Here is an 11,554-nt window from a genome sequence, read left to right on the forward strand (position 1 = left end):
ACGCCCGGTTACATTCCGAACCCGGAAGCTAAGCCTTACAGCGCCGATGGTACTGCAGGGGGGACCCTGTGGGAGAGTAGGACGCCGCCGAACAAATTTTAGAGAAAACCCCCGTGCCATCCGGCACGGGGGTTTTCTGCGTTTAGGCTCATTGTCATGCGCTATGAACTCATAATCTTCGACAACGACGGCGTGCTTGTCGACAGTGAGCCCATTTCCAACAGGCTGCTGGCCGGCTATCTGACCGAACTCGGGCATCCGACGTCGTACGAGGAGTCCATCCGGGACTACATGGGGTCCGCCATGCACCGGATCCATGAGCTGGTTCTGGAGCGGACGGGGCAGCGGCTGCCCCAGGAGTTCGATGACGTCTTCCACGGGCGGGTGTTCGCGGCCTTCGAGCGGGAGCTGGAGGCCGTGGCGGGGGCTGGTGAGGTGCTGGAGAAGCTGGCCGCGGACGGGGTGCCGTACTGTGTGGCCTCCTCCGGGAGCCATGAGCGGATACGGGTGGGGCATCGGAAGACCGGGCTGGACCGGTGGTTCGAGGACGCCCGGATCTTCAGTTCGGAGGATGTGGGGCGAGGGAAGCCTGCGCCGGATCTGTTCCTGCACGCGGCCGCGCGGATGGGGGTTGAGCCGGCGCGGTGCGTGGTGATCGAGGACAGTCCGCTGGGGGTGCAGGCGGCTCGGGCGGCTGGGATGGATGTGCTGGGGTTCACCGCCATGACACCAGCCGCCAAGCTCGGTGGGGCCGACCAACTCTTCTCCGACATGAGTGAGTTGCTCGATCTGCTGGTCTGAGCGAAGCTGAAGGAAATTCATCTTTGGCCGGATCTACCCACGAGTACGCCGGGGCCCTACGCTCGCCGCCATGACTGATGTGCTGCGGCGCGGCAGGGCCTCGTTGGCGTTCGGCTTCTTCGCTCAGGGCGTCGCGTTCGCGCTGCTGGTGACCCGAATACCGGCCATTCAGGACCGGTACGGGGTCTCCGACGCGCTGCTGCCCGCCTTCCTCGCGGCCGTGCCGATCCTGGCCGGTGTCGGGAGTGTGGCGACCGAGCGGCTGGTCAAGCGGGTGCCGCCGAGTCGGGTGCTGCGCTGGTCCCAGCCGGTCGTGCTCCTGGCGCTGCTCGGGGTGGCGGCGGGGGACCGGATGGTCGAGCTGGCGGTGGCGCTCGGGATGTTCGGGCTGGCCGTGGGGGCGTTGGACGCCTCGATGAACATGCTCGGGGTGAGTCTGCAGCGGTCGTACGGGCGCAGCATCATGCTCAGTTTTCACGCCGCGTACAGCTTGGGCGGGATTCTCGGGGCCTCGCTGGCCTGGGCGGGGGCGCGGTGGGACTTCGCGCTGTTCGTGTCGTATCTGCCTGTCGTCGTCGTGCTGTTGCCGGCCGTGTTCGTGGGGAGTCGGTGGTACGTCGACGGGGAGCCTGAGCCGGTACGGGACGCGGTGAGTGGGGGCCCTGTCGGAGGGCTGGGGTTCAAGCTGCTGTTGCCGCTGTGCCTGGTGATGACCTTCGCCTATATCGGGGACTCCACCGTCTCCAACTGGAGTGCGAAGTACCTCGACGACGTGCTGGGAAGCAGTGAGGCGCTGGCGACCGTGCCGTACAACGTCTACATGGTGACGACCCTGTTGGGGCGGGCCATCGGGGACTACGGGGTGCGGCGGTTCGGGGCTGTGGCCGTCGTGCGGTGGGGGGCTGTGGTGGCCGCCGGTGGGTTCGCGGTGGTGGCCGGGGCGCCTGGGGCCTGGGTGGGGATGCTGGGGTTCACCTTGGTCGGGCTGGGGTTGTGCGTGCTGGTGCCGCAGACCTTCGCGGCGGCTGGGCGGTTGTTCCCGGGGGCTTCGGATGCGGCTGTCGCCCGGTTGAATGTGTTCAACTATGTGGGCTTTTTGATCGGTTCGCCCTTGGTGGGGGCGCTGGGCGATGCCTGGAGTTACCGCGGGGCGATGCTTGTGCCCATGGTGTTGGTGCTGGTGACGCTTGTGTACGCCCGCTCGTTCGACGCTCAACCGGACCGATACGGTGGCGGGCATGAGCGGCCGCGCACAGCTGATGTGGGACGAGGCAGTAACGGGCTATGACTTCGGCCCGGACCATCCGATGGATCCGGTCCGGCTCGCCCTGACGCGTCGACTGGTGGAGGCCTTCGGGCTGGACCGGGACGTGGAGGTCGTCGCGGCGAAGGCCGCGGGGGAGTCGACGTTGCGGCTCGTGCACCGGCAGGACTACATCTCGGCCGTGAAGGCGGCGTCCGCCGATCCGGCGGGCGCGGAGGGGTCGTACGGGCTGGGGACGCTCGATGATCCCGCCTTTGCCGGGATGCACGAGGTGTCCGCGCTGATCGCGGGGCAGTCCGTGGGGGCCGCGGAGGCTGTTTGGCGGGGGGAGGCGCTGCATGCGGTGAACTTCGCGGGTGGACTGCATCATGCGATGCCCGGGAGCGCGTCGGGGTTCTGCATCTACAACGACGCGTCGCTCGCGATTGCGCGGTTGCTGGAGCTCGGCGCGGAGCGGGTCGCGTACGTGGACGTGGATGTGCATCACGGGGATGGGGTGCAGGCCGCGTTCTGGGAGGATCCGCGGGTTCTGACGATCTCCTTGCACGAGCATCCTCGGACGTTGTTTCCGCAGACCGGGTGGCCGGAGGAGACCGGCGCGGCGGGGGACGCGGAGGGGTCGGCGGTGAATGTGGCGTTGCCGGCGGGGACGGGGGACGCCGGGTGGTTGCGGGCGTTTCACGCTGTGGTGCCGGAGTTGCTGGCTGAGTTTCGGCCGCAGGTGTTGGTGACTCAGCATGGGGCCGACACGCATTTCGAGGATCCCCTGGCGCACTTGGCCGTGTCGTTGGACGCGCAGCGGGCTGTGCAGGTCGCCTGTCATGAGCTGGCCCATGACTTCGCTGAGGGGCGGTGGGTGGCGCTCGGGGGTGGGGGGTACGCGGTGGTGGAAGTGGTGCCGCGGTCCTGGACGCATCTGGTGGGGATCGCTGCGGGTCGGGAGATCGATCCTGAGGCGGTGATCCCTGAGGGGTGGCGGCAGGAAGTGTTCGCGCGTACGCGGCAGTTGGCGCCCATGCGGATGACTGACGGGCGGTGGCCTGTGGGGTGGGCGGCCTGGGAGGCCGGGTACGACCCTGCGGATCGGTTGGACCAGGCGGTGCTGGCGGCTCGGCGGGCGGTGTTTCCGTTGCGGGGGTTGTTGGCGTAGAGCCGGTCTCCGCGCTGAACCCGCCCTGTGGGCTGTGAGAGCCGCCCTGCGGGCTGAACCCGCTCCGCGGGCTTGGAGGCGTCCTGTGGGCTGAGGGGCGGCCTTAGGTCCCAAACCCGCCCCCCGGGCTGAGAGAGCCGCCCGTGGGGTTCGTGTTGCTGGGTGCGCGCCTGGCTGGTGGGGCGTTACGCCAACCGTGCGGAGTTCCTTCGTTCCGGCGGCTCGCGGTGGGACCGTCCGCCAGCATCGACTCGTGCTGTCCAATGAGGCTCTGCGGGCTCATCTTGTCGCCGCTCGGCTTGCTGGGGTCGTGGCCACCTCGCGGGAGGCGAGTCTGCGGAGTTATCGGTTGTTCGCCGCCCGGGATCCGCGGGTGTTGATCGGGATCGATCCGCAAGCGGGCTGGGGACAGGCCGAGTTGGTGGCCCTCATGGCCGACAGGTGCGGGGTTTCCGGTGATCCGTCGCGCGTCGACGGGCATGATGTGATCGATCCTGAGCGGACCGTCGCCGGTCTTGATGCTTTCTCCGCGCGGATCCGAGCCGTCGCCCGGCGTAGCGGTCCCGTGCTGCTCGGCACCGGGCATCCGCACCGGCTGCTCGGTTTCTACGCCGCCCTCGCGGACGCTCTCTCGGCGGCGGGATGTGCCGTACTCACACCGGCGCAGGGTCGCTGTGTCGACATAACGACCCAGTTCGGCCTACGCACCTACAACCTTGATTACGTACGAGGAGTCGCGCTGGTGCGAGAACCGGACCGCCCGAGCTCCGGTGGTGAGCCCGGCGCACACTCCCATTCACCCCTCCCGGTTCGTACCGCGCTCGCCGCAGCCGCCGAGGCCGGCGGGCCGTTGCCGGAGCTGGTGATCGGGGACCACGGTTGGGTCTGCGGGGCAGGTCAGCTGGGGTTTGAGGCCATTGGGCTCGCGGATACGGATGACCCCGCGCTCTTTGTGGGGGAGGCCGAGGGGGTCGTGTCCGTCGTCGTTCCACTTGATGACGCTGTGCGGTCTGATTACTACCGGCCGCTTACCCGCTACGTACTCAATCGAGCGTGTCTGTCACAGTAGGTCGCCGATGGCTGCACCTCTTCCCCACTCGCATCACCCGCCCCTACATTGGGGAGTGAGCACGCAACGACGAAGAGTCACCGGAAGGGGAAGCCGGTGGCCGTCGAGTGCGGAAGGTTCAGGTGTGTCATGGCTGCAGCTGGCGAGAGGCCTCTGAACGAGGTTCAGTTCCTTACCGTGGCGGAAGTCGCCTCGGTGATGCGAGTGTCGAAGATGACCGTGTACCGGCTGGTGCACAGCGGTCATCTGCCCGCGATCCGGGTGGGGCGGTCCTTCCGCGTCCCCGAGCAAGCGGTACACGAGTACCTCCGCGAGAGCTATGTGGGGGTGGAAACCGCCTGATGGCGACACGGGCGAGGGGGTCCTCAGGGCATCGGTGGACCCCCCTCGTTCACCTCGATTACGACCTCAGCGCTCGGGCGGGTAGGCTAGCCCCTCGTAGGTCGTGTGGGCCCATGGCGCCCAAACACCGAGTGATGAGAAGTGAGCGAGGGTAGTCGTGGGCTCTGTTATCAAGAAGCGGCGCAAGCGGATGGCCAAGAAGAAGCACCGCAAGCTGCTCAAGCGCACGCGCGTTCAGCGTCGCAACAAGAAGTAAGACACTTCGCGCGACGCGAGCCGCGAGAGCGTGTGTGTGGCCCCCCACCGGTTCAGGTGGGGGGCCGCGCGCGTTTCGCGAGGCCGGTTGTGCGGCGGGCCGGATTCCGTGCGTATGCCTGGACACCCGAATGGCTTGGTCTGTTCGTACGTCCGGGGATGTCGTCACTTGGTGCATTGGGTGGTCATCACAGCGCAACATCGACCCGCTAAGTTGGCCGCACACGGGGAACCCGGCAGGGTAACGAGCAGCGGTACATCAGGTCTGGACGAGTCCTGGAAGGAAGGCGCTGATCTTGGGCAAGGTCGTGCTCGTGACCGGAGTGGCCCGTCAACTGGGGGGCCGGTTCGTACGACGGATTCAGCGTGACCCACAGGTGGACCGGGTGGTCGCCGTGGACGCGGTGCCCCCCGAGCATCACCTGGGCGGGGCTGACTTCATCCAGGCCGACATCCGGCAGCCGACCATAGCGCGGGTCCTGGCCGAGACGGCCGCGGACACCGTCGTACACATGGACGTGACGGGCATGGCGCTGGGCAGCGGCAGTCGGACGACGGTCAAGGAGACCAACGTCATCGGCACCATGCAGCTGCTCGGGGCGTGTCAGAAGTCCCCGACGGTGAAGCGGCTGGTGGTCAAGTCCAGTACGAACGTCTACGGCTCGGCGCCGCGGGATCCCGCCGTCTTCACCGAGACCACTCCGCCGAAGTCCCTGCCCAGCGGTGGCTTCGCCAAGGACACCGTCGAGGTCGAGGGCTATGTGCGCGGCTTCGCCCGGCGGCGGCCGGATGTGGCGGTGTGTGTGCTGCGGTTCGCCAACATCCTGGGGCCGACCGCGGAGACGCCGCTCGCCGCGTACTTCTCGCTGCCCGTACTGCCGACGGTCTTCGGCTACGACCCGCGGCTGCAGTTCGTGCACGAGGACGACGTGATCGAGGTGCTGCGGATCGCCTCGCACGAGCCGGAGCGGGGCACCCTCAACAGCGGCACCTTCAACATCGCCGGCGACGGGGTCCTGCTGCTGTCGCAGTGTTCGCGACGGCTCGGCCGGCCCACCGTGCCCCTGTTGCTGCCCGCCGTCACCTGGGCGGGATCGCTGGTGCGCACGCTGGGTATGACGGACTTCTCGCCCGAGCAGATCCGGTTGCTGACCCACGGCCGGGTCGTGGCGACGGACCAGATGCGTGAGACGCTCGGATTCCAGCCGAAATACACGACCGCGGAGACCTTCGCGGACTTCGCGCACAGCCGCGGACCCGGACTGCTCCCGCCGGAGGCCCTCCAGGGGGCCGTCGACCGGATCGCCGCGCTGTCCCTCCCGGGCAGCGGCCAACCCCCGACGCAGAGCGCCAACTGAGGAGCGCATCACGATGGCGGATGCCAAGGTCATTCCGTTCGACGACGACCGGTCCCGCGGGGGTGCCGTACCCCGGCCGCCGCGGCGCCGGAGCGCGGGGAGCCGACGCCAGGGCGCGGAGCCCGCGGTGGTACGCGAGGTCAAGCCCCTGCCCGGGGCGGCGATCTCGCAGGATGATGTCCCTGTGACTGACGAGAAGCCGGAGCCGCGGGACGGCGGCGGACTGGAACGGCGTATCGCCGGCGGGCTGTCCTTCCTGCGCCGCCGCCTCACCGGGGACTACGAGGTCGACGATTTCGGCTACGACGAGGAGCTGACCGACCAGGTCCTGATGTCGTTGCTGCGGCCGGTGTACGAGAAGTACTTCCGGGTCGAGGTGAAGGGCGTGGAGAACATCCCGTCCGAGGGCGGCGCGCTGATCGTCGCCAACCACTCCGGCACGCTGCCGCTGGACGGCCTGATGATGCAGGTCGCGGTGCACGACAACCACCCGGCCGGCCGTCATCTGCGGCTGCTGGCGGCGGACCTGGTCTTCATGCTGCCGGTGGTCAACGAACTGGCCCGCAAGCTCGGTCACACCCTGGCGTGCGCGGAGGACGCCGAGCGGCTGCTCGGCCAGGGCGAGTTGGTCGGGGTGATGCCGGAGGGCTTCAAGGGCATCGGCAAGCCCTTCAGCGAGCGCTACAAGCTCCAGCGCTTCGGCCGCGGCGGGTTCGTGTCGACCGCGCTGCGGCAGGGCGTGCCGATCATCCCGTGCTCGATCGTGGGCGCGGAGGAGATCTACCCGATGATCGGCAACGCCAAGACGCTCGCCCGGGTCCTCGGCTTCCCGTACTTCCCGCTCACTCCGACCTTCCCGTGGCTCGGCCCGCTGGGTGCGATCCCGCTGCCGACCAAGTGGACGATCCAGTTCGGCGAGCCGATCCCCACGGACCGCTATCCCCTGGAGGCCGCCGAGGATCCCATGCTGATGTTCAACCTGACCGACCAAGTCAGGGAACAGATCCAGCACACCCTCTACAAGCTGCTGGTGCAGCGCAGGTCGGTCTTCTTCTAGGACGCCAGCCGCCTCTTCGGGTAGAAGAAACGTTTATACGGAAACGGGGGCGCCCCTCCTGAAGATCAGGAGGGGCGCCCCCGTTTCCGTGCCGCCTAGTCCGCGTCCTCGGCCTCGATGCCGAGCCCGGGAAGCAGACCCGGGAGGAGCGGCGGGAGCGTCACATCCGGCTCAGGAACCGGAGTGTCGCTGGTCGAGGGTGTGGTGCCGTCGGTGTCCTGCGGCGGGTCGAGCAGGCCGCCGGTGGAGCCGCCGAGCAGGCCGTCGTCCTCGCTGGTGGAGCCGCCCGCGGATGTGCTGGGGCTGCCGCTGCTCGAATGGCGGCCGCCGGGGGCGCTGTTGCCGCTGCTCGGGGTCGAGCGGTCCGTACCGGGCGACGCGCCGGTGGACGCCGTACCCGAACCGCCCTGCCGCCTGCCGTCGCCGCCGCCCTGGGCCGGTGGCTGGGGCAGCAGGGACTCCAGCGGGGCGACATCTTCGTCTATGGCGTCGAAGACCGACGACACCTGCTCACCGACGTCGCCCAGCTGGACGGGAAGGCGGTCGCGCAGGGCGCCCCAGGCGTCCCGGTGCGACCGCGAGAAGGTGGACAGCGCCTGGATGGGGCCGAGCGAGTCCGGATCGGCCTCGTACGCCGCGGAGAGCAGCCGGTGGCCCTCGGAGGCGTCGTGGTGCATGCCGGACAGGGCGCGGCGGATCTCGCCCAGGGACTCGTGGTCGAGCTGGCCGGCGCGGTCGCGCTCCATCAGCCGGCGGGCCTCGCTCAGCCGGGTGGAGGCCTGGTCGAGGAAGACCTGGCCGCGCTCGATGTCGTCGTCGGCCAGACCGCGCTTGAAGTCCTCGATACCGCGCTTGAGGCCGTAGAGCGAGTCACCGGGCAGGGCGTCACCGCTGGCGGCGGCGACTCCGCCGAAGGCACCGGCGGCCACGCCGACGCTGAGGCCGCCCGCGGCCAGGCCCTTGGTGAGCCGGGAGCGCGGACGCAGTTTGCCGAGCGGGCTCGCCCGGTGTGCGCCGCGGGCCCGGTGGGAGCGCTGCTCCGGTACCGAAGTGTCCGCTCCTCCTCCTGCGCCCTCCAGCAGCATGGCCTCCATCGCGGCCACGAGCTGGGCCCGCTGGACGACCTTGACCTCGGGATCCAGTGCTGGCTTGGGCAGCCCGCCGAGACCGGACGCGAGGGCCAACAGGCGGCCCTGCTCGGTCTGTTCCGCGAGCGCCGGGGCCGGTGCCGGTCCTTCGGACTGCTCGGCCGCCGTGCCCTGGTCGGACTGCTCCTCCAGGGCCTGGGCGAAGGCGTTCGCCCGCCGGTGCGCCGATACGTTCGCGATCACTGGCGGCACCTCCTCTCGTCATGACGGTCGACTCCCCAGGGGGTCCTGAGGGTTGCACACCCTGACCGCATCCACACGATCGAGTGATCGGAGGCGGCCGGGTAGTGACCACAGGGAGCCTGCATCCCGCACAACGAGCGTCGCGGCACTTGGGTTACGGACGGCGGATGATCGGATCGGGGAGTCAACGGACTTTCACCGACAGCGAGTTGGAGGCTACTGAGCGTGTGTGATCAACGGACGTCGTCCGGGAGGAGCCGGGCGAGCGTACGCACGGCCCGGTACTGGAGGGTCTTGATCGCACCCTCGTTCTTCCCCATGACGCGCGCGGTCTCGGCGACGGAGAGCCCCTGCAGGAACCGGAGCGTGACGCACTCCTGCTGCTGAGGATTGAGCCGTCGTACGGCGTCCAGCAGGGCCGCGTTGGAGAGCGACTCCAGCACCGAGTCCTCGGGCGACCGCTCGACCTCGTTGGCGTCGAGCATCTCGCCGGTCGTGACCTCCAGGCGGAACCGGCTGGACTTGAAGTGGTCCGCGACGAGGTTGCGGGCGATGGTGACCAGCCAGGCGCCGAAGTCGCGTCCTTGCCAGGTGAAGGTCCCGATGCGCCGCAGCGCCCGCAGAAAGGTCTCACTGGTGAGGTCCTCGGCGGTGGCCTTCCCTCCCACCCGGTAGTAGATGTACCGGTACACGGTGTCGCTGTACTGGTCGTAGAGCCGCCCGAAGGCGTCGGCCTCGCCGGCCTGCGCGCGTTCGACGAGATCCATCATGCGGGCGCTGTCGCTGTCCGCGGCCGGGCGCCGGGCGGTCGTGGCGCCGGCCGAGCGCCCCCGTCTGCCGACGGCGGCGCTGCCGTCGGCGAGTGCGTAGCACGGGCCGACGGGGGCGGCGGCTACGGCGAGGGTGGGGACGGCGTACGCGGTGGGGACGAAGCCGCGCAACAGGTCTTGGACCGTTGCGCGCAGCGTAGCCAGGCCCGAGGCGTCAACCCCGACGTGTGGGTACACGGGACTCCCAGAGGCAGAGCTTCCATCACGTGCAGTACGGGACCGTTCACCCGTCGTAGCGACGGAGGGGTACCGGATTGCGTCTGAGGAGAATAACGCTTCGTACAGGCGCTGCTACACCCAGTTGCTCAAATCATCGATTACGTCGCTTCTGTTACCGATTGAGGGTCGACTGAGTGCCTCACAGTGATCACTTGTTGATCAAAAGGGATCGAGTTTCGGCCGGGTCCGGGGTCTGTTGTGGCCGTGTGCAGCCAAGGTGACTGGACAGGGGGTTGCCGGGGCAGGGCGTGGGGATTGGCCGGGTTCGGGTGGTGCGGCCTGTGGGTGATCAGAGGTGGGCGGTGTTGCGCCTGCCGCGGTCGTCGGCACGACTGCCTCGCGGCCGCGTGGGCATCACCGGCACGCCTCCCCGCCGAACCGGTGGACGCGCCGCAGGTGTCAGCGGCGGCGGCGGGAGATGGCGATGGCCGCCGCTGTGCCGCCGGCCACCGCGCCCACGCCCGCAGCCGCGGGGATGCCGACCTTGGCGGCCTTGCGGCCCGTGCGGTAGTCGCGCAGGCGCCAGTCCAGGTCGCGCGCGTGCTTGCGGAGCTTCGTGTCCGGGTTGATCGCGTAGGGGTGGCCCACCAGGGACAGCATCGGGATGTCGTTGTGGCTGTCGCTGTACGCGGCGCAGCGGGAGAGGTCCAGGCCCTCCGCCGTCGCCAGCGCGCGCACCGCCTCCGCCTTCGCCGGGCCGTGCAGCGGCTCGCCCACCAGCTTGCCGGTGTAGACGCCGTCCACGGATTCGGCCACCGTGCCCAGCGCGCCCGTGAGGCCCAGTCGTCGCGCGATCACCTGCGCGATCTCCACGGGCGCCGCCGTCACCAGCCACACCTTCTGGCCCGCGTCCAGGTGTGCCTGCGCCAGCGCCCGCGTCCCCGGCCAGATCCGCTCCGCCATGTACTCGTCGTAGATCTCCTCGCCGATCGACATCAGCTCGGAGACCCGGTGGCCCTTCACGATCGACAGCGCCGAGTCCCGCGCCTCCTGCATGTGCTCGGGATCCTCGACCCCGGCCAGCCGGAACCACGCCTGCTGCCAGGCGAACCGCGCCAGATCGCGTGTCTCGAAGAACTTCCGCTTGTACAGGCCCCGGCCGAAGTGGAAGAGCGCGGCGCCCTGCATCACGGTGTTGTCGAGGTCGAAGAAGGCGGCTGCCCTGTCGTCGCCGAGGACCGGGAACTCCGGTTCCTGCGCGGGCAGGGACTCCGGCACCGATTTGCGCGCGGCCTCCGCCGAGGCCTCGCCTGCCAACACGCTTCGCGCCGTGGCGGAGCGCCTACGGGGAGTGAGCCATCCGAGAGCGGCCATGGCGTGAGCATAGCCATTCTGTTCGGAGCTTCCGGAGTCGAGAGGTTGGGAGGCTGTGAACTCTGCGCGACCGCGCCGTTAAACACGCGCGCGGTCACGCGCGAGAATGGCTGACATGAGTCCCATCTTTCGCCGCAAGCCGGCCAAGGTGCCCGAGGACCGGCTCGTCACCCTCATCCGCAAGCCCGGCTGCCATCTGTGTGATGACGCACAGATCGTCATCGAGAAGGTCTGCGGTGACTTGGGGGTCCCCTGGGAACAGAAGGACATCACCCAGGATCCCCAACTCCACGACCAGTACTGGGAACAGATCCCCGTCGTACTCGTCGACGGTGAACAGCACACCTTCTGGCGGGTGAACGAGAACCGCCTCCGCGCCGCCCTCTCGGGCACTGACTGACCAGTCCAACTTGCTCGCAAACTGACTTAGGATCGTCGGCGACCTGGTCTCGGGGGTGGGGATCGTTGAGGAGAGTGTTCGGTTTTGACCCCCGTGTGGGCCATGAGGCGACGGCGCGTGACCCCGGTCACGTTGGCCGGGCAAATCGGACACCATCTTTGTGC

The 11,554-nt window shown here is 68.9% G+C and carries 12 protein-coding genes and 1 rRNA gene; 10 read left to right on the top strand and 3 right to left on the bottom strand.

Annotated features, from left to right (window positions below):
- From rrf to ACWDRW_RS25975, 9 genes are all read left to right on the top strand, one after another.
- A 5S ribosomal RNA gene (gene rrf, locus ACWDRW_RS25935) occupies nucleotides 1–93 on the top strand; the annotation flags it as partial.
- Nucleotides 94–156: 63 nt separating this feature from the next.
- Nucleotides 157–801, top strand: a complete 645-nt coding sequence (locus tag ACWDRW_RS25940) for an HAD family hydrolase (RefSeq protein ID WP_451726448.1) — start codon at nucleotides 157–159, stop codon at nucleotides 799–801.
- Between the two features lie 70 nt (nucleotides 802–871).
- Complete coding sequence (locus tag ACWDRW_RS25945; protein ID WP_451726449.1) at nucleotides 872–2,089, top strand: MFS transporter; 1,218 nt, start codon at nucleotides 872–874, stop codon at nucleotides 2,087–2,089.
- The gene (locus ACWDRW_RS25950; RefSeq protein WP_451726450.1) at nucleotides 2,040–3,215 is read left to right on the top strand and encodes an acetoin utilization protein AcuC; all 1,176 of its coding nucleotides are present in this window, start codon (nucleotides 2,040–2,042) and stop codon (nucleotides 3,213–3,215) included. The genes ACWDRW_RS25945 and ACWDRW_RS25950 overlap by 50 nt, the downstream gene beginning before the upstream one ends.
- Nucleotides 3,216–3,468: 253 nt before the next feature.
- Nucleotides 3,469–4,284 (top strand): phosphatase, encoded by an 816-nt coding sequence (locus ACWDRW_RS25955; protein ID WP_451726451.1) that lies wholly within the window; start codon nucleotides 3,469–3,471, stop codon nucleotides 4,282–4,284.
- A 129-nt stretch (nucleotides 4,285–4,413) separates the two neighbouring features.
- Entirely contained in the window at nucleotides 4,414–4,626 is a 213-nt protein-coding gene (locus ACWDRW_RS25960; protein WP_004984898.1) for a helix-turn-helix domain-containing protein, read from the top strand.
- A gap of 157 nt (nucleotides 4,627–4,783) precedes the next feature.
- Nucleotides 4,784–4,882, top strand: a complete 99-nt coding sequence (locus ACWDRW_RS25965; RefSeq protein ID WP_003948845.1) for a 30S ribosomal protein bS22 — start codon at nucleotides 4,784–4,786, stop codon at nucleotides 4,880–4,882.
- 295 nt (nucleotides 4,883–5,177) lie between these two features.
- The gene (locus ACWDRW_RS25970) at nucleotides 5,178–6,239 is read left to right on the top strand and encodes an NAD-dependent epimerase/dehydratase family protein (RefSeq protein ID WP_451726452.1); all 1,062 of its coding nucleotides are present in this window, start codon (nucleotides 5,178–5,180) and stop codon (nucleotides 6,237–6,239) included.
- A 13-nt stretch (nucleotides 6,240–6,252) separates the two neighbouring features.
- The gene (locus ACWDRW_RS25975; RefSeq protein ID WP_451726453.1) at nucleotides 6,253–7,296 is read left to right on the top strand and encodes a lysophospholipid acyltransferase family protein; all 1,044 of its coding nucleotides are present in this window, start codon (nucleotides 6,253–6,255) and stop codon (nucleotides 7,294–7,296) included.
- A 95-nt stretch (nucleotides 7,297–7,391) separates the two neighbouring features.
- On the opposite strand, the gene ACWDRW_RS25980 is transcribed toward ACWDRW_RS25975, so the two are convergent.
- The 3 genes from ACWDRW_RS25980 to ACWDRW_RS25990 form a co-directional block, all read right to left on the bottom strand.
- Nucleotides 7,392–8,627 carry a DUF5667 domain-containing protein gene (locus tag ACWDRW_RS25980; protein WP_451726454.1) on the bottom strand — a complete coding sequence of 412 codons (1,236 nt, stop codon included), beginning with the start codon at nucleotides 8,625–8,627 and terminating at the stop codon, nucleotides 7,392–7,394.
- Nucleotides 8,628–8,860: 233 nt separating this feature from the next.
- Nucleotides 8,861–9,634: an ECF subfamily RNA polymerase sigma factor, BldN family gene (locus tag ACWDRW_RS25985; RefSeq protein WP_451726455.1), complete on the bottom strand. Its 774-nt coding sequence runs from the start codon at nucleotides 9,632–9,634 to the stop codon at nucleotides 8,861–8,863.
- A gap of 441 nt (nucleotides 9,635–10,075) precedes the next feature.
- A complete protein-coding gene (locus tag ACWDRW_RS25990; RefSeq protein ID WP_451726456.1) occupies nucleotides 10,076–10,990 on the bottom strand; it encodes an HAD family hydrolase in 915 nt (304 codons plus the stop codon).
- A gap of 106 nt (nucleotides 10,991–11,096) precedes the next feature.
- Here ACWDRW_RS25990 and ACWDRW_RS25995 point away from each other — a divergent pair, with 106 nt between their 5' ends.
- On the top strand, nucleotides 11,097–11,390 hold the full coding sequence (locus ACWDRW_RS25995; protein WP_451726457.1) for a glutaredoxin family protein: 294 nt from the start codon (nucleotides 11,097–11,099) through the stop codon (nucleotides 11,388–11,390).
- The last annotated feature ends 164 nt before the right edge of the window (nucleotides 11,391–11,554 follow it).

The organism is Streptomyces sp. NPDC003635 (genome assembly GCF_053587635.1).